Here is a 23,857-nt window from a genome sequence, read left to right as displayed (position 1 = left end):
GCGTCCTATCCGACAATCACCCTTGCCCTGGCAAGATTCTTCACCTGCGTATAGATATCCGACGCATCGCCTTTCCGGTTTGCCCGTACCTGAACAGAAGCCATATATGTACCCGGCTTCTCATATACCGCCGTAAACTCTGCTTCTGCACACTGCAGCCCGTCCTTCTCATAAGACCGGAACGCGGCTTCATTCCGGAACACTCCCTCTGCCGGAAATACAGAGACTTCTTCCGTGTCATACAGAACCTTTGTGACCGCTCCCGCTCCCTGAGGTACTTCCACCCGGACTGTAAAATGTACGGTCTCTCCCGGTTTCACACGGGCACATTCCGTCCCGTTCGCCAGGAATGTGATCACCGGCTGAATGCCTTTGCGCTCTCCTGCAGACGGCGCCGGGATAATCTGGCCGCCTTCTCTGTGATATACTGTGGATGGAAGCGGCTCGATTCCCCGCTCTACCCAGTCGGACATGTCCAGAAGCGCCTGGCTTAACGCTCCGGTATAGTCCACCGTCATATTGTTTTCCAGAGCCGAATCGTCTCCGTGCAGGCAGCGGTCCATGTAATAGAGACGTGCCTCGCTGTCTGTTCCCTTCGTCTCCCTGATCTTATTATAATACCAGTCCCCGCACCAGGGGCAAGTAGATTCGTCCATAAGTGCCTGAAGAATGATCACTTTTCCCTGAATGTTCCCATCCTGCACCGTACCGGTACCCGACATATCATATCCGAGAACCTGTTTTCTCTGGGGAAGCGTCGGTTTCCCGTTCTCATCCCGGAACTGATCCCAGGCATGGAAGCTTAAATCCGCCGGCACCTGATGGCGGTAATAGGACTGAATGGCAATGTAATTGGAGTTGTCGAGGAACACCTGATCCCCCGGCTTCACCTTCGAGAGTACCCCCGGCAGATCCTCCATCCCGTAGCACATGCCGATGGTAAGATAATTTCCTCTGATCTGGTCCAGGATAAGCTTCATCCCTTTTGCCTCTCCGCTCTCAAAGCAGATATTGACTCCTTTCAGGTACAGGTCATCCCCCTGGGGCACTTCCTCCAGTTCGATCCAGGCGCCGTTCCCGTCTGCCAGCATTTTCTTCCAGGCATCGTCAACGCCGTTGCGCCCGTCCACATGAGAAGAGGCTTCTCCAACCTCCGCTCCGGACTCCAAAGCCGCATCTTCCATCGTGCTGTCAGCATCCACGGGCGCTCCCGGCACATGCACGCTCTTCACAATCCCGTGGAACTGCAGCCGGTCCTTCACAGCGCTGCTCTTCGGATCTGCGCCCAGATATCCCGGAACGGTCCAGAAATCCGTAAAATACTCCGGATCCTGAGCCTCCACCAGAGGCGCGAGCACCGGAAGAGAGCCGTCGTCGATCTTCCCTGCCGCCTCCAGATACCACGTCCTCGGCGGGAATCCCATATTGGTGATCTCTCTTAACATGAATGCCTCGTCCTCTGTAAGTCCCGCGTACATATCGCCGCTTCCGCCTGCGTCAACCGCGTCCACGATCTGTTTAAACACTCTGCGCAGGCAGCGCTGTCCCTGTGCGTGCATCATGATCGTATTAGGAAGGGATACCGGAGAACCGATGACAAAAGGTACGGCTCCATCCCAGGCGTCCGTGTTCTCGATACACGCCATGGTCTTGTATCCGCCGCCGCTTCCTCCGTGGACGTAACCGTAAGGGCGGCTGCATCCATAGATCTCCATCGCCTTTACACGGGAGTATTCTGCCACTGCCGCACTAGACTGCCAGACTTCCCGGGGATTCTCCTTTGCTCCGAACATGGATGTGGAACCCATGTTGCTCTCCACATAGTAAGCGCCGTTTACAAGAGCAAACGCGATTCTGTCATTGACGCCTGTCTTTTCCAGGGACGCCAGTTCCTCGTCCGGTCCCGGGAAGGGCGAGAGGTAATGGAAGAACCTCCCCGTGTAGTTTTCCTTTTTCGGGAAACAGTAGCTGAATTTTACTCCCGTATTCTTAAATCCGCCGTGCATGTAGCGGTATCCGACTTTGCTGCTGTCGGGCAGTATTCTTTCCCGCTCTTCATCGATATCGATGAAAGGCTCCTGATATTCCGGCGCAGTTTTTGCATGATAAATCTCTTTTTCCATTTTCTTTCTCCTTTTTCATTATTATCATCTTTTCCTGCTGCCGGCGGAGCCTGACAGCAGTTAATCCCAGAATGTATAAGTTCCCGGCTCCACATCCTTCTGCGTATCACCGATCGAAATATGCGCAGGCATATCTACGGTGATCTCGTAGCGGATCTGTTCTCCTGTATATTTCCACGCGGAACGCACTCTGCCGTGCCGCGTCATGATCTCGGCATCAAGCCATCCCATACGGCTGTCCGGATTGGGCTCGATTACTACACGCTCAAATCCCGGCGCATCCTCCTGAAGCCGGATCCCCGCAGCCGACTCATATACCCAGTCTGCCACCGAGCCGTAGGAATAGTGATTATAGGAGTTCATATCATCGCTCCAGAAATCACCGTTTTCCATAATGCCGTCCCAGTGCTCCCAGATCGTGGTTGCGCCTTTCCCCACGGAGTACAGCCAGGACGGGTATTCCCGGCGCAGCAGAAGGGAATAAGCCACATCCGCGTGTCCGTAATCGCTGAGCACATGGAGCAGGTACGGCGTCCCCACGAATCCGGTGCGCATCTGCATGCCGTCCCTGCGGATCATATCCGCCAGAGCATCCGCTGTCTCCTGCAGATTCCATGCAAGCTTAAACTGCACGGCAAGAATATGCTCGGTCTGGGTCTTGTAGACCGGATAAGTCTTCCGGAATGTCTCCACGATTTTTTCATAAAGCTTCTCGTACTCCTCCACCGGTTTCCCCAGCACATGGCCTGCCTTTACCACCAGTTCCGTGGAGTATGCGTAAAATGCAGATGCGATAAAGTCCTCCCGGCTGGATCCCTTATAACTTCCCGAGGGAGCGTCCAGTCCCAGCCAGTCTCCGAAATGGGTGCCGCCGGTCCAGAGGTATTCATCCTTCGTGGCCCCCGTAATATAGTCCACCCACTTTTTCATACTGTCGAACTGTTCTTCCAGAACTTCTTTATTTCCGTAGGTCAGATAGATCTGCCACGGACAGATCACCGCCGCGTCTCCCCATGCAGCACTGGGCTCTCCCTCCGGAAGATAATCCGGGATTACCTGGCCGATGGAACCGTCCGCACTCTGGTCCGCCTTCATGTCGCGCAGCCATTTGCGGAAGAATTTCTCCACATCATAGTTATAGCTTGCCGTCTTGACGAACACCTGGGCGTCTCCGGTCCATCCGAGCCGCTCATCTCTCTGCGGGCAGTCCGTGGGAACATCCAGGAAGTTTCCTTTCTGTCCCCAGAAAATGTTGGAGAAGAGCTGGTTCAGCTCGGGCACGCCGCACTCCAGGCGTCCGGTCCTGCGGATATCAGAATACACAACTACCGCCGTGAAATCCTCCGGCACAGGCACTCCAGGGAAATCCAGGAGCTTAATGTAGCGGAACCCGAAAAATGTCAGCTGTGGATGCCAGGTCTGTTTCCCGTCCCTGCATGTATAGCACACTTCCGCTTTGGCGCTGCGGTAGTTGGCGTTGTAGAAGTTTCCGTTTTTGTCCAGGACCTCGCCGTGCAGGAAATGGACTTTGTCACCGGCTTTTGCATTGACTGTAAATTCCACATATCCTGTCACTTCCTGCCCGAAATCCACAACGGTCTCTCCCGCCGGGGTGGTAAACACAGACGCTGCCTCCACCCGTTCCATCTCCCGGATCTCCTCGCCTTCCTGAGGGATCAGAAGTTCCACAGGACCTTCAAACACTTCCGATGTCTTCCACGCAGATGGCTCAAAGGACGCATCGAAAGTCTCCCCGTCGTAAATCTCGCTGAAGCGCACCGGGCTTTCCGCCCATTCCCAGGAATCATCCGTGGCGATCACAGTCTCATTTCCATTTTTCTCCCGCAGATGCAGTTCGGCGAATACACCTGTCCGGCGTGTCTTCCTGCGCAGCTTGTCCTCAGATTCCATCCATCCCGGCATGGGGGAGGCATACCAGCCTTTTCCCACTGTGACTTCCAGGACATTTTTCTCATCCTGTCCGTCCTCTGCCTTAAGGAGTTCCGTCACATCATAAACCTGATACTGCAGACGGCTGTCGTAGGAAGTCCAGCCCGGAGCCAGGACGTATCCGCCGATCCTTTTTCCGTTCAGGCAGGCTTTATATACACCGAGAGCGGTAATATAAAGCTCTGCCCTGCTGATCTTATTTCCTTCTGTCTGAAACTCTTTTCTGTACACCGGGCAGACATCGCCGGTTTCCTCCGACGCCCGGATCCACTTAGCCTGAAAATCCATGCCTAATTCCTCCTCTTACTGCTGTACAGTTTCATTCTCTGCAATACTGCCAGCGTGATAATTTTACTGCTGTATGTATTATAGAAAATTTCCGCTGATCATCCGAGAGAATTTTTCGTCATAGGAAGAAATTTTTCGCTTATTTTTTCAGGCTTCTGTTAGCCGCTATTTCTGTGCCAGCAGCTTCTCTCCCTCTTCCCTTGAAATCTCACCGCTGTTGACCTGCATGTAGACCTTGACATCTTTTCTGCGCACTTTCACGAAGAAGTAGAGAATTCCTGCCAGTGCAAATCCGATCAGCGGGAACAGGTAGGAGACATTCCAAAGTCCTTCCAGTGCCCGGTCTGTCTGCAGTCCGATTCCCTGGGCGTTCAGCTCTGCAAGTTCCTCAAAGGATGCAGCTTCCACAGATACGAATCCGTAAAATCCGAGGATCAGAAGGGTTACGCTTGTCACAAGGGAGCTGACCAGTTTGGTGACAAAGCTGTATGCTGCGGAAATGATTCCGCCTGCGTCTGTGCCTGTGCGGTACTTCGCCATCTCCACGATATCCACGGTAAGCTGGGAACATGCAAACATATGTAAGGAATAGCACATACCCTGAAGTCCGGAAAGCAGGTACAGGAACGGAAGGTTTGCTTTCAGGAAATCCGCACCCAGTACACAGATCAGGATTCCGCATATTGCAAAGACAAAACATACCACTCTTGCCACGACGATCTTGTCCACATGCTTGAAAATCACCGGAAGGAACGGTACAAGCACGATGGTCGGCAGCACGCTGCACAGAGTCAGCACGATGCTGAGCATTGCGTCATCGAAAATGTAATAGGAGACAAACATTCCGTATCCGCTCGTATAGAAGATACCTGATATCAGCACGCCGATCAGGAAAAACAGGTACTCCGGAATATTCTTAAGTGTCTGAAGCATCTCTTTGACCGTATACTTCTTTTTCTCCTCGCTCTCCATAAATTCTCCCGCATTTCTCTCCTTTACGAAGACAGCCGGGATCAGTCCCAGGATAATGCCGGCGATACAGAAGATCGTGGCAGCTCCGCCGTATCCCACGGATCCGGCGATCATGGCTGTTCCGAGAAGGATGACCGGAAGGGAGCCGATGCCCTGCCCCAGTCCGTTCCAGGAAAGGATGAAGCTTCTCTCGTCATAGTTGTTCGTGGTGGAGAGCGGAAGCAGATTATACGCGCTCATCGCTGACATACCAAAGTCAAACAGCAGGTAGCCCACAAAATACTGTACGATTCTCAGCCACATCGGAAGGGATGTGCTAATGGTAAACAGAACGATCGTACCGATAGGCATTGCCAGGAATAATATACGGAACCACGGCATATATCTTCCGGAAAACAGCCATTTTGTAAATGGATTTTTCCCTTTTCTGATCTTCCATTTATCAATAAAATATCCCACAAGAACGTCTGTCACTGCGTCCCATGCCTTCAGGACAAGCAGTACGCCTGCCGCTACTGCCGGGCTGATTCCCACCATCAGGATATACACCGACAGAAACGACTGTACGAATGTATTCATGAACTGGTAAGAACCGGATCCGCAGAACATTGCGACTTTTTCTCCGGCAGGAATCATCCAGCCTGGTTTCCTTTGTTTCTTCATGAATAAGTCCTCCTCTTTCCTGTGCTTTTATGCACGTTCTCTTTTATTTTTTAGAAATAATAGCTCATAATTCTCATTTCTTATATAAAAATATTTTGTTTTATGTTAATATATTTGCTAAAGATATTTTTATATGACAAAAAATACTATGAAATGGAAAATACTATAAATGGAGGACACTATGGTAGAAAAAGAACTGATCCGGACATTTTTTGAAGCTGTCAACATACCGGTCTGTCTCTTTTCCGGCACCGACCTGTTGGAAAAAGCATCCCACCCCACCCAGGATTTCAATCTTCCCCTGATCCTGTTCGCCGGAATTGAAAAGCCTCTCCCGCCCGCCTTTTACGGATTTACCCCGGAGTTTCTCTATTTCGGCGGAGTCTGTATCCCGGGTACGGATGAAGTTCTCTTTCTCGGTCCTGTCTTAAGATTCCCGTGCTCCATGCGCCAGGCAAGACAGATCTGCAGCCGTCTGGGAAGGCCGGCTGCCTCCGGGACTCAGATCCAGGAGTACCTGAACTACACAGGGGGAAGACAGGTCAGCAGTATTCTCTCCGGCATCCGGCTTTTCTGCCGTCTTATCCGCATCCCGGATCCGGAGGAAATCACAGCGGTCAGTTTTCGTTGGGAAATTCCGTATCCGATCAAAGCCTATCCGTCCGTCAATACACCTCCGGAGGAGGCGGTAAATCTGGAACATCTGCTTATGTCCAGCCTGCGCTTCGGGAACACACGGGACCTAAAAGAGATTATTGCCAAATATTTTTCCAGCTCATCCTATCAGCCCGCAGCCATACCTTCCGCACACCGGAAGTATATTCTCGGCGCCCTGGTCCGCTTCACCCACGAGACCATTGAAGCCGGAGTAAACGCCGACACAGCGACAGGAATGATGTACGGGTATATTGACCAGATCATGAATTCGGACACTTCATCGGATATCAGCGATGTATTTTTCCGGATGCTCACCGATTTCACGCAGGAGGTGGCAAAGCTTCGGGATCTGCCTTCCGGCTCACCGGTGGTAAAATATATTCACGACTATATTTACAACCACCTGGACGAAAAGCTCTCTCCGCATTTTTTCGCGGAGAAACTCAATATGAACTGTTCCTATCTTTGTACATTTTTCAAAAAGGAGACAGGGATGACAATCATTCATTATGTCCAGAGTGAAAAAATCAAGGCCGCCCGACAGCTGCTCACTGTAAGCGACCTCTCTCTGGTGGAGATCAGCGAGTTTCTCGCCTTCTCCTCCCAGAGTTATTTCGGAAAAGTGTTTAAGAAGTACACCGGGATGACTCCGGAAGAGTACCGGGCCTCATCTGGTACAGCAAAAGTCCCACAGCCAGTATGATGGAGACGGTATCACAGATCACGGATACCCAGTACACGCCTTCCAGACCGAAGCTCCAGTTCATCAGGTAGATTGCCGGAACATAGAGGATTCCCTGACGGAGTACCGAGAGCACAACCGCCCGGCCTGCGTTTCCGGCTGCCTGCTGAAAATTCAGCCCCACATAGTAAAATCCCAGGAAAGCCGTAGTGATCAGAGAAATGCTCATGATCTGCACGCTCTGGTCAAGGAGCGCAGGATCGGAGAGGAAAAGCCCCGCGATCGCCGGGCGCTGCCACCAGCATACAACCGTCAGAAGAGCTCCTGCCACCACGGAAACAACCGTTATCTTCGTCAGCACCTCCTTCGTCCGCGCCACATTTCCCGCGCCGTAGTTATATGCAATGATGGGCTGCACTCCCATGCAGATTCCCATGACAACCATGGAGACGATCATGGAGGCTTTGCCGCCCACGCTCATGGCAACGACCGCAGATGCTCCGTACCCCATGAGAATATGGTTTGAAATCGTTCCCGTCAGACTGTTCAGCAGTGTGCTGACCGCATTCGGCACGCCAAGTACAGCCACTCTCCAGAAAGCCACCGGCACCTCAAACGCATATTTCGGATTCAGGGAAAGCTCGGAACGGGAGCGGTAAATGTACACCACGTAATAGACACTGGCAAGCATATTGCCGATTACCGTGGCAATGGCTGCTCCTTTCACACCCATTCCGAAAGCCAGGATAAAAATCGGGTCAAGGATGATATTGGCAAGTGTCCCGATGCCGTTTCCGATCATGGATTCCTTCGCAGCCCCCTCCGCGCGGATAATATTGGCAAACGCATTGGAGAAAAGGATGAACACCATCCCCAGCGCAAGAATCGTAATGTAGTCTTTCGTGTACTGCCAGGTCGATTCATCCACGCCCAGCATTCCCAGAATCTGATCGGGGAAGATCAGAACCGCACCGGTGAACACTACGCCTGCCGCCAGCACCAGAATCAGCGCCGCGGAACTTAAGGCTTTCACCAGCTTCGTGTTCTTCCCGCCCAGTGCGTTGGATACGGCCGCCATCCCGCCGCCTCCCACCAGAGTTCCCGCTGCCATCGCAAGAGAGTAAAGCGGCGAGGACAGTGAGATTGCCGCAATCTGCAGGGAATCTCCTGTCTGCGCCACAAAGAACTGGTCCGCCATATTGTAGAGCAGAACCACCAGCATTGTGGCGACCGCCGGGATTCCCATCTTGGCGATAGCCATCCAGACATTGCCTTTTGCAAACAGTTCTTCTGTTTTTTCTGCCTTCATTGATCGATTTCCCCTTTCTTTATTCCATCACTTGTTGTTTTAATCTGAATATATTATAATTCTGATATACGGCACCTTCAACCATCATTTTCACAACAAGTGTTGTATTAATAAAAGAAAGGGATTCTTCATGAACAAAAAGAATAACCAGCGTTTTCAGGAAACCGAGCGAAAACTTGAAGAAGCGTTCCTGACGCTCTGTCAGGATCAGACGCCGGAGAAAGTCACAGTCTCCCAACTCTGCAAGGCGGTCGGCATTAACCGCTCCACCTTTTATGACCACTATCTCGACATCCCGGATCTGATCCGGAAAACCGGAATCAAATATATGGAAGATATCGGCGGGCTCCTCAACGACGAGAACGCCCCCGGCACCTTTCCCCTGACGGAAAACAACCTGGTCCGGCTGCTCGAGTACATGCGGACACACCAGAAATTTTTCAGAATATATCTGAATCACACTACAGAAGAATCGGTAAACAGCGGACTCTCCGCACTGTGGAAATCCGTCCGGGACATCTGCCATACCCGCCTGCTGGAACAGGATGGCGGCACCGACGATGAGACGCTGAAATACATCTTCTGGTTCTACCGTGCCGGATTCCGCGCCCTTCTGCAGCGCTGGCTGTACCACGGATGCAGGGAGACGCCGCAGCGGATTGCAGAGCTCCTGCTCGATATGCTGCCGTAAATTTCCCGCGTCAGACATCCGGTCCGGAACTCTGCCCGCCCCGTTCTCCCATCTTCCGGTAATCGGCAGGCGACATGCCGAACCGTGCCTCAAAGAGATGATAAAAGTGGCTGCTGTTATTCCAACCGGCACGGGCGGCAGCTTCCCGGACCGGAAGGCCGGTTGACGAAAGCAGCGCAGCAGCATAATCCAGACGGATCTTCCTGGTATATTCCCGGAAGGACATTCCCCGGTATTTCTGGAGGATCCGGTTAAAATAATTGCGGTGGTAATGAAAGACCTTTTCCAGCATGGCTGCATCTGCCTGCCCTCTCGACAGCCTGATGTACCGCTCCAGTTCATAGAGGAAAAGCTTCTCCCTGCTCTCCCGGTCAGAGCTGTGAAGCTTCATGGTATAGCTCTGGCAGAGGATTGAGAGCAGACGGATCAGGGCGCCCTTTATGATATCCGAGGTGCCCTCCGCCGGATTCCAGTCCTCGCAGACCAGAAGTTCCATCACCCGGTCCAGACGGATCTGCCCCGGGCAGTCAGCTTCTGCATCTGTACATATCTTCTGCCCCTCTGTTATGTCGGATGGCATAAGATGGAGATAGCTCTGCTCCTTTCTCTGCCTTTTCAGAGCGTGAAAGAGAAAATGCTGCAGGTCGTCGTTGGGATCATAGGATGCAAGCAGGCGGTCCAGATATCCGCTCTGCAGGAGCAGGAACAGCACCGCCGTATCCTCCTCCCCGGCAAGATAATCTGCATGCTCCAGATTCCGGTCCGTGATGACGATCTCCCCCTCCGTGAATTTCTGCCGTTCCCCGAGAAGGATCTGTTCAAAACTTCCGTGGATCACATAGAGGATCTCAATGTAGTCATGGGTGTGGTAATGCCCCTGCCACGGGAATTCCCGCTCCATATGGCGCATTCCCCTGCGGCTGAACGTATACTCATTTCCATCCTTTCCGTAAATTGCCAGGAGGGTGGAAAAAGGTTCCTCCGCCTTGCGGTCATCCTGCGCCTGAAACGTCTCCCAGGTCAGCGCGGATACCTGCGGCACGTCCTTAAATGCCGCTTCATTTTCCCGGATCAGCGTCCCGCTCTCCGCTTTTTCTCCATGTTTTCCGCGCAGGTAGAAAGATTCGTAAGCTTCCGTCCGTTCCTTCAGAGACGGATAGAAAACATCCCGCCTGTTCAGAATATCCCTGTGAAGTTTCAGTTTCCATCCCGCCATATTCCGCACCTCCTGATCATCTGTCAATACAGCATACCACATTTTCCAAAGGCTCATCAAGGGAATCCGAGTGCAAACCGTCCATCTTTTTTCTGATCTGATATCAAACCGTCGTTGCCATACCCCCTGAAATTTTCTATGATAGTAGTAACGCATTTCCGAATGCACTGATCCGGAATCCGGAACAGAAATACGAAACAGAAATACAAAACGGAGGCAAATAACTATGAAATGGGAAAATCTCAACAGAGACTGGTTTTTCAAAAAGGGACAGGTCCGCGTCTTTCCCGGAAACGATGCAGACATTCTGGGAAAGAAAGTGAACCTTCCCCACGACTACATGATCGAATCTGACGTACACCCGGACGCACCCGCCGGACCTGCCATGGGCTATTACACGGAAGGAGCTGCCACATATACAAAAAAGATGCTTATCCCGGCGGAATGGGAAGGTCAGAAAATCTATCTTCACTTTGACGGCGTCATGATGAATGCGTCCGTCTCCGTAAACGGAAGCCTGGTAAAAGTCCACCACTACGGATACACCCCGTTCACCGCAGACATTACGGACTACGTCTACTACGGTGAGGAAAACCGTATCTCCGTGCTGGTCAACCCGAGCATGCAGCCCAACTCCCGCTGGTATACCGGCGCCGGAATCTACCGTGACGTAACTCTCGCCCATGTGAGCCCTATCCATATCGACGTGGACGGCATTTTTGCCTGGACGAAACAGATCCCTCCATCGATGAATCCGGCTCCTGCGCGGATGAAGCGCAGGTTATGGTGGAAGTCACCGTAAAAAACACACTCGGAAAGGATCATCAGGTGAAAGTCAGTGTGGAGCTTGCCGGCCCGGACCGGAGCTGCCGGGAAACGGCTCTCTTTGTCAAAGCCGGACAGACTGCCACGGCACGGGTTCCCTTTACTGTAAAGAATCCTCTTCTCTGGGACGCGGAACACACAAACCTGTACCACATAAAAGCCACAGTAAAAGACATGGGCGTATTCAGTGTTTACCTGGACTCCTCCAAAGCGGACGGGACCATCTCCGACACCGCAGAGACAGTTTTCGGAATCCGCACAGTCACAGCGGACGCGGTCCACGGGCTGCAGGTAAACGGAAAGACCGTGAAGCTCAAGGGCGGCTGCATCCATCACGACAACGGCCTTCTGGGCGCAGTCTCTCTCTACGACAGTGAATACCGGAAACTGAAACTCTTAAAAGAAAGCGGTTACAACGCGGTCCGTCTGGCACACAATCCGCCGTCAGCCGTACTCCTTGACGCCTGCGACCGCCTGGGTCTCTATGTCATCGACGAGGCATTCGACGCCTGGGGATTTGCCAAACAGCCCGGCGACTATAACCAGTTCTTTGCAGACCACTGGCAGGATGATATGAAGGCATTCGTCTTCCGCGACCGCAATCACCCGTCTGTCCTGCTCTGGTCCACAGGAAATGAAGTGGAAGAACGGGGCGGTATGGGGGACGGTTATGCCCTGGCCATGGAGCTGGCCGCATACGTGAGAAGCCTTGACTCCACCCGCCTTATCACAAACGGGCTCTGCTCCATGTGGTCCGGACTGGATGACAAAAGCAGCAATGAGATGTTCCGGAAAATGATGCAGGCTGCACAGGGAAATGTCCAGAATCTGGATCTGAGCAAGGGCAGCAACGACTGGGAGGACCGCACCGAAGCCTTTGCCAACTGTCTGGATGTGGTGGGATACAACTATCTGGATGCCCACTATGAATATGCGGGAGAGCGCTATCCGGAGCGGGTCATCCTGGGTACGGAGAGCTATCCGAACCAGATCGATAAAGTATGGGATCTCACGGAAAAGCTCCCCTATGTGATCGGTGACTGCACCTGGACGGCCTTCGATTACATCGGCGAAGCGGGAATCGGAAAAAGCGCGTTCTTTTCTCCGGAAACCGAAGATGCAAAACAGGGAGCTTTCATGCTCTCCTCCCACTCCTCCGACTATCCGTGGCGCCTTGCCAACGACGCGGACTTTACCATCAACGGGGAACTGCTGCCACAGGGCGTATACCGCCGGATCGTGTGGGGCAGCCCCGCAATCGGACTGTTCACCCAGCACCCGGAAAACTTCGGGGAAACAGAAGTGGTCAGCAACTGGGGATGGAACCAGGTGAATGCCTCCTGGAATTATAGCGGGTACGAGGGAAAACCTGTGAAAGTATTTGTCTATTCTGCAGAAGAAGTGGAGCTCTTCCTGAACGGGAAGTCTCTGGGGACTGCCCCCGCCGGAAAAGAGAACCGCTATACTGCCATTTTTGAAGTTCCCTATGAAACGGGAGTTCTCAGAGCCGTAAGCGGTGGAAAGAGCATCGAGCTTAAGACAACCGGGGCTCCGGCGTCAGTCCGTCTCCTCCCGGAGCGCACGAAACTCACCCCGGACGGGAAAAGCACCTCCTATGTGGCAGTGGAAATACTGGATGCAGACGGGAACGTCGTACCGGACGCACAGGTAAATCTCACGGCAGAACTGGAATCTGCAGATGCCATCCTGGCAGGATTCGGCTCATCCAATCCGATCACAGAAGATAATTACACCTCCGGGAAATGCGTATCTTATCACGGAAGAGCAACGGCAGTCATCCGCGCAGGCTATGAGAAGTGCAGCGCAGTGCTGAAGGTTACCGCAGACGGCCTTGCCGGAGCACAGTGCAGTATATCGCTGAGTCAGAACAACTGATGTAACAAACGGGGCTGCCGCATCGATGATCAGGAAATCACCGATTGCGCCAGCCCCTGTTTTCTGTCCCTGTCTGAAATCTATTTTCTACTCCTCCGGTCATGTGCCTCCTGCCCGTAGTACTCCCGTTTCGCCGCATACATCTTCTGCTCCGCAGATTTCGTCAGCTTATCCGCAGAGACATCTCCGTGATCCCGCTGAATCCCCATGGATATTGAAATATTCTCCTGTTCCAGTTCCTCCACGAACCGTCTCCCGTTCTCCTGCACCACGCTCTCTTCCGTATCCGGCACAAATACCACAAATTCATCTCCGCCGATCCGGTATGCATGGGTTCTGTCAAAATACCCTGCGATCTTTTCCGCGACACTCTTGAGCATAAGATCGCCCGCCTCATGCCCGCGGCTGTTATTCAGCTCATGCAGACCATTCACATCCAGATAGATGCAGGCTATAGATTCCGTATATATTTCCTGTATTCTTTCCCGGTCCATTTCATAACGGTTCCGGTTATACAGCCCGCACAGCAGATCCATCTCTCCCTGCTTTTTCATAAGCGCGTACTGACGGAGATTATGGCTGAACATGCTGAAACTGTAACCCATGCTTTTCAGCAGCGCCAGCCGGAAATGATCGGCGGCGTCCTGAGCCGCCAGTACTCCGCACACCCTGCCGTCCGTCTCCCTGACCGGGATCGCAGTCATGCCATTCTTCTCGAAGAAGTCACTGCCCGATCGGAAAAAGTTCCGCAGTTCTGTCATTGTTTCCTTATTCCACGGTTCCGTACTGCCGTCGCTCTGCCAGGAAAAGAACCGGGACAGCCCGGATTCGCAGTTTATCCACAGGGATACTGATTTCGCCGTAGTGATACGTGCAACTCTCTCCAGAGCCATTGAAACATTTTCTTCATTCTCATGTAGCGGAAAATCCACAGAACACCGATCACAAAACACACCGTCTCGAAAACAAGGTACAGATTCATTCCCAGACGGATCCTTTCCGCATTTTCAAAGACCACTTTCTCCGGCACCGACAGGGCAAGCTGCCAGTCATTGATTCCCACCGGCTCATAGTAAAAATAAAGGTATTCCCCTGTCGTATCAGATACAAACACGACATAGCCGGTCTTTCCTTCCGTCATCCCCGCTTTCAACTGTTCATGGTTATACCCGGGAGCCATTTTCCGCTCTCCCAGCGCCCATATGTTTCCTCCCGCCTCATTGTGCCACGTATCCACAAGGAAGTCGCCTGTCTGTCCTTCTATAATATAGACCGCCGCTTCCCCTCCATACGGCTCCGCCGCCATTTCCCCGGGAAGAGTCCCCGGTTCAATCACTCCATAGAGCATTGCCACTGTCTCTCCGTCTTTTTCCACCGGGACATAACTACGCAGAATATATTTTCCCCCATTGTCCGGATCCGTCTCCCTCCGGCTGACATGTACCCCTTTTGCCGCTTCCTCCGAAAACGAAAGTACGCCCGAGGCATCGCTCTGTCCTGACTTTGTAACAACAGTATCATCCGGAAGGAGCAGCTCAACCCGGGATATCATTCCCAGGGTGCTGTATGCGCCGAGAAGGGACCTGACTTCCGGTGAAGTCAGGTCTGTGTCCTCGGCGGCAATGACTGCGGCAAGCATCCTGAGATTCTCTGTATCACCGCGGATCTCTGTACGGATCTCCCCGGCCAGCCTCTCCGTTTCCTCGCTGAGCAGTTCATAACTCCGCTCCTCCTCTTCCCTGTTAATCCATCCCGTGATCACAAACGAAGCGGCTGCGATCAGCAGAGCAAGGACCAGGACTACAGCCAATAGTATTTTCCGGCTCATCCTCTTTTTCATGAATGCAGCATCTCATCTTTTTTTGCAAGTATCGCTTCCACCGCTGCGCATGCCGGGCAGTCGCAGTATTTCGCGCCGGCGGCTTTGATCTCCCTTCCATGGTCCGCCACGCCTTTTGCACCGTCACCAAATATCTTTGCTCCCGTCTCCGACTCCGCAAGAGCGATCAGCGCGTCTACGGTAACGATATCTTCCTCAAGTTCGGCAATGTATTTTTCTGTCTCTTCCGCTTCTCTCTCCGTTCCCGCTGCCGCAAGCCAGCTCTCTGCCGCCGCTTTTGCCTCTTTGCTACATGTAACTGCTTCCATAAGCTCATGTGATTTTCCGATGATATAGTTCCGTGTTTCCTGTGTCATAATGCTCCTCCTTCTTTCACGTTAAAATCTGATACTATTCTACCACATACAGACCGGAATGTGGTATGATATTTTCAGCCGCACGGTGCAGAATCCTACCGGTATCTTTCACCGGCGGTGCAGACACAACTCATTATCCAGATATATTAGGAGACTTGCTCATGACGAAAAAAAGACTGATACAACTCATTGTCCTTGCCACCGTTCTCATCCTCTGCCTGAAATACAGCGACTGGTTTCTCGGCGCCCTTTCCCTGATCGGTACCGTAATCCAGCCGCTTCTGATCGGCTGCATCATAGCCTATATACTCAACATCCTGGTATCCATGATCGAAAAGATCCCTGTGTTCCGGAATGAATCATCGCCGCTGCACAGGGTAAGGCGTCCTGTCAGCATATGCGGCGCCATCCTGATCATTATCACCATCATCGCCCTGATTATCCTGATCGTGATCCCGCAGCTGATCCAGGCTGTCGGAGTGCTGACGGATGAGATTCCCCAGGCGATCTCCGCCCTGATCGTGTGGATTTCCTCCTCCGACAGGGACTGGCCCAGGCTTCAGGAACTGCTGGAGTCGCTGAACCTGAACTGGGCCCAGCTTTTTCAGCGGGCGGTCTCACAGCTGACCAGCGGCATCAGCAATATTTTCTCCTCGACCGTATATCTGATCGGGACCATCGGCTCTTTTATCGTGACATTTGTAGTGGCCCTGATCTTTTCCTTCTACCTTCTCGCCGGAAAAGAGAAGCTTTTCGCACAGGTAAAATCTGTTGCCCGGACTTATCTGAAGGAAAAATATTACGGACCGGCAGCCCTGTTCCTGCGCACCGCCCATGATACGTTTACGAAGTTCATTGTCGGACAGTGTACAGAGGCTGTGATTCTCGGCGTGCTCTGTACGCTAGGAATGTTCCTTTTCCGCTTTCCGTATGCCGCCATGGTGGGAACGCTGATCGGCGCTACCGCCCTGCTTCCTGTAGTCGGAGCATATCTGGGCGCATTTATCGGCGCATTTATGATCTTTACCGTAGATCCGGTCAAGGCAGTCGGCTTCCTGATATTTATCGTCATCCTGCAGCAGATCGAAGGGAACCTGATCTATCCCCGTGTAGTCGGCTCTTCTGTGGGGCTCCCGGGCATCTGGGTTCTCTGCGCTGTCACAGTCGGCGGCGGGCTCAGCGGAATTATCGGCATGCTCTTTGCCGTTCCCGTCACTGCCACCGTCTATAAACTGATCCAGAAGGACGTCCGCGCAAAGCGCCGCGGCATCTCACAGGGAAATACACCTGTGCCGCTGCGGGAAGAAACGCCTGCAACGCCGGGGGAAGAACCGGCTACAACGCCGGAGGAAAAACCGGCTGCAACGCCGGGAGAAGAGAAATAATTCTAAAAATGGGCTGCCGTACACCTTTCGTCTGGTGCGCTGCAGCCCATCTTTATATTCTCCTGGTATTCCCCTGCTATTCCCCTGTTATTCTGCTGTAATCAGCACACTGTACTCTTTCTCTTCCGCCCGGAGAGTCACTTTCACCACACCTTTTCCGGATGCTCTTACAGCGGCGCGGATACGCCCTTCGTAAGTCATTGCTTCCGTGTCATAATAATTTTCTTCACTCTTCGGATCTGCGGAGCCGTACCCGATGATTTCTCCCGGGCCTTCCACTGATACAGCTACTTTCATTTTCTTTTCCATATTGAGGTTTCCGTCTGCGTCAACTACAGCCGCATCCACATAGGCGATGTCCGTCCCGTCTGCCGGTATCTTTGCTCCGGCATCTGTCCCGGCTGCGGTCCTGACGGTTAAGGCGAGCTCAACATCGTCACCGGCTGTAACCAGTACATCACGCCCGGTTTCAACACCATTTCTGTACGCCACTGCCTCGATCTTACCCGGCTCGTATACCGTGTCAAACACTGCCATATACTTATGCGGATTTCCTGTCGCTTTTCGGCCTGCCGTTCTGCCGTTTACAAACAGCTCTACTTCATCAGCCGGCGCATAAACTTCGACTGTGATTCCCCTGCCCGTATATTCCTTATGGTTCCAGCTTCTGTATGCATCGGAAAAGCACCACTGTGATCCGTGCTTTGTTTCCCCGTAATGCTCCGGCGGCTGCACGGCAATATACGGTTCTGTGCGGAATCCCCAGATCATTTCTCTCCAGTAACTTACAGGACGTCTGTCCCCGAGCAGGTTCACATCGCCGCAGTAGGCTGCTTTCCACGGGTATGGTGAATACATCGCCCCCATCGGATTCGCGGCGTCGTCGCCATAGGTATATCCGCCGATACCGTTTTCACCGAGATAATCCCAGGCAGTCCAGTCGAAATCTCCGATCACATAGGGAAGCCGCTCCACCGCGTCCCAGTTCTTATCCAGATCCGGCGGATTTGTCTCTGATCCTACCAGTATCCGGTTGGGATACTCTTTTCCTTCCGGCTCATACCTTCCCAGGGCGTAATTGTAACCCACAATATCCACCTGGGAAGCTGCTTCCTCTGTAACCTTTGCGAGCATGGGGCTTTGCATTAACTGTGCCATCATCTCTCCCATGCCGCTCATCATGGAATTGATCTCGCCTGTCGGCTGCCCCTCTTCTGCACTCTGTCCCTGCGCGTCCTGTCCTGAAGCGCCCTGTTCCTGTGCGCCCTGCCCCGGGGCACCGGAAGCCATCTCTCTAAGCATATCCATTCCCGCAAGCAGCAGATTCATGGAATTGGTCACATATCTCGTCGGATCCAGTTCCCGGATCCGGTCGGCAAGCTTTTTCCCCCATCCGGTATCGATCTTATTTCCTACTTCCGGAATTTCATTACCGATGGAATACATGATCACACACGGATGATTTTTATCCTTTCTCACAAGATTTGCGATATCGTGTTCCCACCACTCCGTCATATGCATGCTGTAGTCATACGCGACCTTTGAAGTCGTCCATACGTCTGCATACTCATCCATGACATACATTCCGTATTTATCGCAGGCGTCGAGAAGTTTCCGGCTCATCGGATAATGAGAACTCCGGATTGCGTTAAATCCTGCATTCTTTAAGGTCTTCACCCGCTCCTCTGCCGCAAAGGCAAACTCTTTTGTCCCGATAATTCCGTTATCGTGATGGATGCAGCCGCCTCTGAGCTTTACCGTCCTGCCGTTAATGCGCAGTCCGTTTACCGGATCCAGCTGCATTTTCCGGATACCGAATGTGCCGCTCTCTGTGTCAAGCACAGCGCCATCTTCACATAAAGATACCTCATAGGTATACAGATTCGGATTCTCCGCGTCCCAGAGCTTCGGATTCTTCACAAAAAGCCGCAGCTTATATGTATCCGTGACACCGCCCCTGACCGTCACCGGCATGTTTCCTTCGGCTGCCACGCTGCCGTCCCGGTCATAGATTTTTGCCTCCAGGACAATATTTTTCATAACTGCCGTCTCATTTGCAGCCTCTGTGCATACTGCGATCTCGGCGATACTGTCGTCCACATTTTCCGTCGTGACAAATACGCCGTCCGGCATGATGTGGAGAGGATCCGCAATCATAAGATTTACATCCCTGTAAATGCCGCCGCCCGTGTACCACCGTCCGCTGGGCACGCCGTTCTTTACGATAACTTTTACCGCATTCGGCTGCCCGGCTTTCACATAATCTGTGATATCCAGATAGAAATTGCTGTATCCGTAAGCGCATTTCCCGGCGAACGCATTGTTCACATAGACAAACGCATTCTGGTAAACCGCCTCAAATTCCAGCCAGATCCGCTTTCCTTCTGCATTTTCGTCCAGGTTTAACGTGGTATTATATACCATATCCTCCTCGTGGAAAAATCCATTTCCCGGACCGTTGGGCTCCTGCGGGTTCCGGGGGATTTCCACCAGATGGTCATGGGGAATCGTTACCTGTCTGGGCGCATTTCCCGAAGCGCCGAATAGTGCCGTCAGCGAACTCCCGTCACCTGCCTGAACCGTCCACCCGTGATTAAAGAGTTGTTTTTTCATAATGCTGCTCCTTTCCTGCTATGGTATTGAATACATCTGTTTATTCTGCTATACTCATGATAATGGATTTAAATTTAATATAAAATATCTTTATCAATAGATTTATTACAGATTTTATATCATTTTTAAGAAAGGGTTGCTCCAATGTTTTCTCTGAACACAAATACTCCCCGGGAAAATTCCGGACCGCGCTCTGTGACACTGACGGAAATGCCGGCGCTTGCCAGGGCCAATGCGCATGACATGACCGGTCCTGCCGAAATACTGCAGCTCAGAAATCCTGCGGACAAAAAGAAGGATACCTTCGTCATTTTTGAAACAAATGTATCCGGCACATTTTATGCCAGCTTTATTCCCGCAGATACTGAAAATCTGTCAAATTTCTCCTCAAAAGGAGACAGCTTCGGCTATCTGCATTCCCACGAATACTACGAGTTTATGTTTGTCATAGACGGGGAAATCTATCAGAATATCGAGCACGACCGGCATTACTATCCCGCCGGCGGATGCTGCCTGGTGAATCCCTACGTCCTGCATACAGAAGAATATGATACCGAATGCCGTGTGCTGTTTTTTAAAGTCAGCAGAGAGTTTATGGAGGAAATCATAAACTTCTCCAGGTATTTTCCCTCAGAAAAGAATACCGCTTATAAAAGACTCCGGGAATATCTCGGCTCCGGACGGAATTTTATCGATTTTATTCCCGCCAACGGTTATGAATGGGTACAGAACCATGTACACAGGATTTTTGAAAAAATAATTTATGAACTTTCCTCTCCCTCCGGCAGCGCCACACTGAAACTGGCGCTCTTTACAGACCAGCTTATAACGGAGCTTTTTGACGATGTCATGTTCAGCAACACGCCTGCCGCGTCAGGTACTCCGAGAGAGCAGGAACTGTTCTGCAGTATCCGTGACTATATGCTCTCTTCCGACCGGAAGATAACCCGTTCTGATCTGGAGAACCGCTTTAACTATTCCGGGGACAGTATCTACAGGGTAATCCGGCATTACACGGGACTCAGCATCAATGACTACGGTTCTTATATCTGCATCAGAAAAGCTGCCGGTCTTTTGACGTCCGGCAGCCTGAATATCAATGATATTGCTGAATCCGTAGGCTTTCACAATTTCACCCAGTTCTATAAGGAATTCAAAAAGTACTATCATATGACGCCGCGGGAATACCGCCTGAGCAAATCGGTAAGAGAGTAGACTCTGTCCGCTTCCTACTGTTCTGTCCCGGTATTCTCTGTACCAATCGCCCTGCGCAGCGCAAACAGAGCCGCCATCAGACATATGCCCACTATGATCTGTATAATTCCCGCACCCAGCATTGTGTACATAAGTACCAGGTTTCCGTATCCACCTTCCGGCACAATGTCAAAGACATACACCAGGACTGTCAGAATCGTCAGCATAACTGTCTGGATCGTCCGCCATCTGAGCAGCCGGCGCTCCAGATCCGGATTATCAGGCACATATATGCGGGCAAGGGCGGCGAAATCTGTCATCAGCTGAAACTGGAAATACATTCCTGCCAGACTGGTCAGAAGAGAAATCACTGGCAGCCGTGTATCCAGGGAGACGCCGAATATGTCAGCTGCCCAGCCTGCCAGATACCATACCAGAAGCGCAACGGCAAACGGACGCAGGAGCGCCAGATTCCGCCGTTCCTCCTTCAGAAGCTCTATGGCGGACAGAAACAGCGCCATCCCCACAAAGGCGGGAAGCAGACCGACTGTATTGCCGCCCATATTGATATCCACATTGAAATACAGGAAAAAATATCCCCACGCCGCCCGGGTGATTCCGATATAAAGGCGGTCTGTCTTATTCATCCTGTCCCCTCCTCTCACTTTTCCCGAACTCTCTCCAGAGTCAGCTCGGCCACCGGCTCACCGTTGATATACAGCTCGGCTGCAAAGCATGCAGGAAGTTTGTTTGCCGGTTTCTCATACACAGCTGTGCCTCCGCTGCCGCCCATGTCAATCACCGGATCCCAGTCTGTTTCACCGTCTAAATAGCCGCTGTTGCTTATGGTTCCGTCACTGCTGCTGTAAAAGCCATTCGACACAGACGGGAGCTCCGGTCTGTTTTCCGGATCATCCATGGGTACTGCCGTAATACCAAGCTCCGTAATATCTGCCTTACCCGCGTCATCTCCGATATAAGTGCAGGTCACAAGGCTGCTCTGGTATACCCGGGCAAACTCTGCATCCGGTTTGGGTACGGTATCAAACGTAACTGTGTTTCCGAAAAACAAGCTCTGCTGCCCGTCATTCACGATCGTATTATCAACCGCAAAGGACTGCTGATACTGGATGTCCACCCGGAAATCTGCCGCTGTTGCCGTATAGAGGTATGACGGGAAGGCACGGCTTCCCCACTCGGGCGCCATGTCACTGGTCTCCACAATCTCCGTGGTGTCAAGGGGCGTTACCACCCATCTGCTCCCTTCCCGCTCCACACGCACCTGCTGGACTGCTGCCAGAAGTTTTCCCTCCTCAGGGTAGAGATTTTTCCCACCGGACAACGCCTCTGCAGAAGACAGATCGTCCCCATAGGACAGTTTCTCCGCAGAGGACATATCTCCTCCGCGCCCCGCATCTTCTGCCGCGTTCAGGAGCGGAATGATCATAACCGCAGTATACCTGTCACTGTCCAGGCTCTCCAGATTATATACATAATACCCCCGCTCAGCATTTGCCGTCCCGCCGAGCTCTGAACTCCATCCGGAAGAGTTCTTCATCTCCTCCGCAATATCTTCCTGCATCGCAAGGGGCGCGCACATGGCGCGGTAGATCCCGTTCTCTTTCAGCAGCGATTTTCCGTAAGTATCCAGCGCTCCTGCCGGAGTCGTACACCAGCGCGTCCGCGCAGACGCCATGGCATAAGCCGTCATGATGTTTCCTGTATCCGCTCCTGTATACCCTTCCGACCATTTTTCTGTGTAAACTTCCGCTTTCGTCCCTGCCAGAACTGGAAACGCAAGCACCATCACGATACAGACCGAAACAAGCGCCATGCCGGGGGGATATTTCTTAAACCGCACAATCGATTCGATGCGCCGGCTGATGTTCCTGCCGCCGTTCGCCATGGAAGACGTTCCCGGCATACGGGCATATTTCTCGTTTGCCATGGAAAGCAAAATTCTCCCGTAATCCCGGCGTTCTTCCCCTTCAAGAAGTTCCAGAACACGGTAATCACAGCGGGCTTCGATATCATTTCCCGCCAGATCGGCACAGTGCCAGAGCAGCGGATTGCACCAGTGGATGCACCGGAAAATGCAGATCAACACGCCCCAGAGCGTATCTTTTGATTTCAGATGAAGAAGCTCGTGGAGAATCACCTTTTCGTCAGGCATCTCCCCTGCCGGCAGAACCAGAACCGGACGGAAAATCCCGAAGATAAAGGCGGAATGAATCCCTGCCACCGGCACAACAGGACACACAGGCAGGCTGTATTTTTCAGCAGTATCCCGGACTTTTTCCGCTTCCTTATAATTATTATCCGTCCCGGCTCCTTCCGATTCATTCTCTCTTTTTCTCAATACGCTCCCAAGACGGACATAGGAAACGAGATACTTCATGAGAAAGACCAGCACTCCCAGTTCATAGATCACAAAAATCCACTCAGCTGCATTTGCCGGCAGCTTTGTCACCGGAAGCGGGAACGGCAGGATCACCTGCGTCAGCGTATACTCCCCGGTCAGCAGCGTCTTGAGCGTCTCCACCGCTGCCTGCCAGTTGACCAGGACATATCTCCCGAAAGCACCCGCCGGAATCAGCAGGACGCAGCCGAGCACTCCCCACACTGCGAACTGCCATTTCGGCGAAAGCTTATCCCGGAACATCGCCTTTATGACCAGCAGAAGCACTGCCACGCCGGAGGCCGTCAGTGTCTGCATCAGAAATCCCCATATGTCACGCATAAGAACACCCCCTTTTCTCTCAGTCCTTTTTCATTTTCTGCATCGCCGCCTCCTGATATCCGCTATGCTCCTTTAGACTTCCATGTCGTCGAGCATCCGCCGGAGCTTCTCTTTCTCCTCCGGAGAAATTCTCTCCTCTTTCAGGAACGCGGCAATCAGATCCCCTGCAGAACCCTGATAGACTCTGTCCAGGAAACTCTTTCTCTCCTTTGCCCTGCACGCCTCTCTCTCCACCGCAGCCCGGTAAATGTGGGGCGAACAGGTCTTATCGATACTCACCAGACCTTTCTTCTCCATACGGGTGAGATAGGTGTGAAGCGTGTTGGCGCTCCATCCGGTCTCCGGGCGGAGCATCCGGGAGAGCACACCAAGCTCCGCGCCATCCGAGTCCCAGAGCGCTTCAAGAACCGTCCATTCACGATCGGATAAATCTGCCATACAAAAACACCTCCCTACA

At 52.4% G+C, this 23,857-nt stretch carries 18 protein-coding genes; 6 read left to right on the top strand and 12 right to left on the bottom strand.

Translation table 11 applies throughout. From position 1 onward, the window contains the following. Window positions 1–5: 5 nt before the first annotated feature. From B5F07_RS07890 to B5F07_RS07880, 3 genes are all read right to left on the bottom strand, one after another. The gene (locus B5F07_RS07890; RefSeq protein ID WP_087160734.1) at window positions 6–2,123 is read right to left on the bottom strand and encodes a hypothetical protein; all 2,118 of its coding nucleotides are present in this window, start codon (window positions 2,121–2,123) and stop codon (window positions 6–8) included. A 60-nt stretch (window positions 2,124–2,183) separates the two neighbouring features. Further along, window positions 2,184–4,361: an alpha-L-rhamnosidase gene (locus B5F07_RS07885; protein WP_087160733.1), complete on the bottom strand. Its 2,178-nt coding sequence runs from the start codon at window positions 4,359–4,361 to the stop codon at window positions 2,184–2,186. A 165-nt stretch (window positions 4,362–4,526) separates the two neighbouring features. Further along, a complete protein-coding gene (locus B5F07_RS07880; protein WP_087160732.1) occupies window positions 4,527–5,996 on the bottom strand; it encodes an MFS transporter in 1,470 nt (489 codons plus the stop codon). 181 nt (window positions 5,997–6,177) lie between these two features. Between B5F07_RS07880 and B5F07_RS07875 the strand changes: the two genes are divergently transcribed. Then, entirely contained in the window at window positions 6,178–7,356 is a 1,179-nt protein-coding gene (locus B5F07_RS07875) for a helix-turn-helix domain-containing protein (protein WP_162613073.1), read from the top strand. On the opposite strand, the gene B5F07_RS07870 is transcribed toward B5F07_RS07875, so the two are convergent. Beyond that, on the bottom strand, window positions 7,280–8,644 hold the full coding sequence (locus tag B5F07_RS07870; RefSeq protein WP_087160730.1) for an MATE family efflux transporter: 1,365 nt from the start codon (window positions 8,642–8,644) through the stop codon (window positions 7,280–7,282). The two genes, B5F07_RS07875 and B5F07_RS07870, sit on opposite strands and share 77 nt — an antisense overlap. Window positions 8,645–8,774: 130 nt before the next feature. Between B5F07_RS07870 and B5F07_RS07865 the strand changes: the two genes are divergently transcribed. Next, window positions 8,775–9,335, top strand: a complete 561-nt coding sequence (locus tag B5F07_RS07865; RefSeq protein ID WP_087160729.1) for a TetR/AcrR family transcriptional regulator — start codon at window positions 8,775–8,777, stop codon at window positions 9,333–9,335. A gap of 10 nt (window positions 9,336–9,345) precedes the next feature. Here B5F07_RS07865 and B5F07_RS07860 read toward each other — a convergent pair whose 3' ends face one another. Next, window positions 9,346–10,551, bottom strand: coding sequence for an AraC family transcriptional regulator (locus B5F07_RS07860; RefSeq protein ID WP_162613072.1), 1,206 nt, complete (start codon window positions 10,549–10,551; stop codon window positions 9,346–9,348). A gap of 226 nt (window positions 10,552–10,777) precedes the next feature. Here B5F07_RS07860 and B5F07_RS07855 point away from each other — a divergent pair, with 226 nt between their 5' ends. Continuing rightward, on the top strand, window positions 10,778–11,353 hold the full coding sequence (locus B5F07_RS07855) for a sugar-binding domain-containing protein (RefSeq protein ID WP_087160787.1): 576 nt from the start codon (window positions 10,778–10,780) through the stop codon (window positions 11,351–11,353). Continuing rightward, window positions 11,335–13,272 (top strand): glycoside hydrolase family 2 TIM barrel-domain containing protein, encoded by a 1,938-nt coding sequence (locus B5F07_RS07850; protein WP_087160727.1) that lies wholly within the window; start codon window positions 11,335–11,337, stop codon window positions 13,270–13,272. The genes B5F07_RS07855 and B5F07_RS07850 overlap by 19 nt, the downstream gene beginning before the upstream one ends. Window positions 13,273–13,352: 80 nt before the next feature. On the opposite strand, the gene B5F07_RS07845 is transcribed toward B5F07_RS07850, so the two are convergent. Genes B5F07_RS07845 through B5F07_RS07835 form a run of 3 tightly spaced genes read right to left on the bottom strand, consistent with a single transcriptional unit; the run spans window position 13,353 to window position 15,468 of the window. Continuing rightward, window positions 13,353–14,165: a GGDEF domain-containing protein gene (locus B5F07_RS07845; protein ID WP_087160726.1), complete on the bottom strand. Its 813-nt coding sequence runs from the start codon at window positions 14,163–14,165 to the stop codon at window positions 13,353–13,355. Continuing rightward, window positions 14,108–15,112 carry a cache domain-containing protein gene (locus tag B5F07_RS07840; RefSeq protein ID WP_087160725.1) on the bottom strand — a complete coding sequence of 335 codons (1,005 nt, stop codon included), beginning with the start codon at window positions 15,110–15,112 and terminating at the stop codon, window positions 14,108–14,110. The genes B5F07_RS07845 and B5F07_RS07840 overlap by 58 nt, the downstream gene beginning before the upstream one ends. Further along, on the bottom strand, window positions 15,109–15,468 hold the full coding sequence (locus tag B5F07_RS07835; protein WP_087160724.1) for a molecular chaperone Hsp90: 360 nt from the start codon (window positions 15,466–15,468) through the stop codon (window positions 15,109–15,111). Before B5F07_RS07835 ends, B5F07_RS07840 begins: the two co-directional genes overlap by 4 nt. Before the next feature lie 161 nt (window positions 15,469–15,629). On the opposite strand from B5F07_RS07835, the gene B5F07_RS07830 reads away from it, so the two are divergent. Then, on the top strand, window positions 15,630–16,853 hold the full coding sequence (locus B5F07_RS07830; RefSeq protein WP_162613071.1) for an AI-2E family transporter: 1,224 nt from the start codon (window positions 15,630–15,632) through the stop codon (window positions 16,851–16,853). An 87-nt stretch (window positions 16,854–16,940) separates the two neighbouring features. Here the strand turns inward: B5F07_RS07830 and B5F07_RS07825 are convergent, their stop codons facing one another. Then, window positions 16,941–19,466 carry a glycoside hydrolase family 2 TIM barrel-domain containing protein gene (locus B5F07_RS07825; RefSeq protein ID WP_087160722.1) on the bottom strand — a complete coding sequence of 842 codons (2,526 nt, stop codon included), beginning with the start codon at window positions 19,464–19,466 and terminating at the stop codon, window positions 16,941–16,943. 195 nt (window positions 19,467–19,661) lie between these two features. On the opposite strand from B5F07_RS07825, the gene B5F07_RS07820 reads away from it, so the two are divergent. Next, entirely contained in the window at window positions 19,662–20,681 is a 1,020-nt protein-coding gene (locus B5F07_RS07820) for an AraC family transcriptional regulator (RefSeq protein WP_162613070.1), read from the top strand. 14 nt (window positions 20,682–20,695) lie between these two features. On the opposite strand, the gene B5F07_RS07815 is transcribed toward B5F07_RS07820, so the two are convergent. The 3 genes from B5F07_RS07815 to B5F07_RS07805 all read right to left on the bottom strand — a co-directional run bounded on the left by B5F07_RS07815 (window position 20,696) and on the right by B5F07_RS07805 (window position 23,838). Continuing rightward, window positions 20,696–21,307 (bottom strand): hypothetical protein, encoded by a 612-nt coding sequence (locus tag B5F07_RS07815; RefSeq protein WP_087160720.1) that lies wholly within the window; start codon window positions 21,305–21,307, stop codon window positions 20,696–20,698. Between the two features lie 14 nt (window positions 21,308–21,321). Next, entirely contained in the window at window positions 21,322–23,400 is a 2,079-nt protein-coding gene (locus B5F07_RS07810; protein WP_087160719.1) for a M56 family metallopeptidase, read from the bottom strand. A gap of 72 nt (window positions 23,401–23,472) precedes the next feature. Next, window positions 23,473–23,838: a BlaI/MecI/CopY family transcriptional regulator gene (locus B5F07_RS07805; RefSeq protein WP_087160718.1), complete on the bottom strand. Its 366-nt coding sequence runs from the start codon at window positions 23,836–23,838 to the stop codon at window positions 23,473–23,475. Window positions 23,839–23,857 lie beyond the last annotated feature (19 nt).

It is taken from the genome of Lachnoclostridium sp. An169 (assembly GCF_002160525.1).
Taxonomy (GTDB): Bacteria; Bacillota; Clostridia; order Lachnospirales; family Lachnospiraceae; genus Mediterraneibacter; species Mediterraneibacter cottocaccae.
This window is presented reverse-complemented; position numbering and strand designations above follow the sequence as displayed.

Bases quoted from the DNA above. Each gene is read 5' to 3' on its own strand.
- B5F07_RS07890 (WP_087160734.1), bottom strand. From the start codon at position 2,123: ATGGAAAAAGAGATTTATCATGCAAAAACTGCGCCGGAATATCAGGAG.
- B5F07_RS07885 (WP_087160733.1), bottom strand. From the start codon at position 4,361: ATGGATTTTCAGGCTAAGTGGATCCGGGCGTCGGAGGAAACCGGCGAT.
- B5F07_RS07880 (WP_087160732.1), bottom strand. From the start codon at position 5,996: ATGAAGAAACAAAGGAAACCAGGCTGGATGATTCCTGCCGGAGAAAAA.
- B5F07_RS07875 (WP_162613073.1), top strand. From the start codon at position 6,178: ATGGTAGAAAAAGAACTGATCCGGACATTTTTTGAAGCTGTCAACATA.
- B5F07_RS07870 (WP_087160730.1), bottom strand. From the start codon at position 8,644: ATGAAGGCAGAAAAAACAGAAGAACTGTTTGCAAAAGGCAATGTCTGG.
- B5F07_RS07865 (WP_087160729.1), top strand. From the start codon at position 8,775: ATGAACAAAAAGAATAACCAGCGTTTTCAGGAAACCGAGCGAAAACTT.
- B5F07_RS07860 (WP_162613072.1), bottom strand. From the start codon at position 10,551: ATGGCGGGATGGAAACTGAAACTTCACAGGGATATTCTGAACAGGCGG.
- B5F07_RS07855 (WP_087160787.1), top strand. From the start codon at position 10,778: ATGAAATGGGAAAATCTCAACAGAGACTGGTTTTTCAAAAAGGGACAG.
- B5F07_RS07850 (WP_087160727.1), top strand. From the start codon at position 11,335: ATGGTGGAAGTCACCGTAAAAAACACACTCGGAAAGGATCATCAGGTG.
- B5F07_RS07845 (WP_087160726.1), bottom strand. From the start codon at position 14,165: ATGGCTCTGGAGAGAGTTGCACGTATCACTACGGCGAAATCAGTATCC.
- B5F07_RS07840 (WP_087160725.1), bottom strand. From the start codon at position 15,112: ATGAAAAAGAGGATGAGCCGGAAAATACTATTGGCTGTAGTCCTGGTC.
- B5F07_RS07835 (WP_087160724.1), bottom strand. From the start codon at position 15,468: ATGACACAGGAAACACGGAACTATATCATCGGAAAATCACATGAGCTT.
- B5F07_RS07830 (WP_162613071.1), top strand. From the start codon at position 15,630: ATGACGAAAAAAAGACTGATACAACTCATTGTCCTTGCCACCGTTCTC.
- B5F07_RS07825 (WP_087160722.1), bottom strand. From the start codon at position 19,466: ATGAAAAAACAACTCTTTAATCACGGGTGGACGGTTCAGGCAGGTGAC.
- B5F07_RS07815 (WP_087160720.1), bottom strand. From the start codon at position 21,307: ATGAATAAGACAGACCGCCTTTATATCGGAATCACCCGGGCGGCGTGG.
- B5F07_RS07810 (WP_087160719.1), bottom strand. From the start codon at position 23,400: ATGCGTGACATATGGGGATTTCTGATGCAGACACTGACGGCCTCCGGC.
- B5F07_RS07805 (WP_087160718.1), bottom strand. From the start codon at position 23,838: ATGGCAGATTTATCCGATCGTGAATGGACGGTTCTTGAAGCGCTCTGG.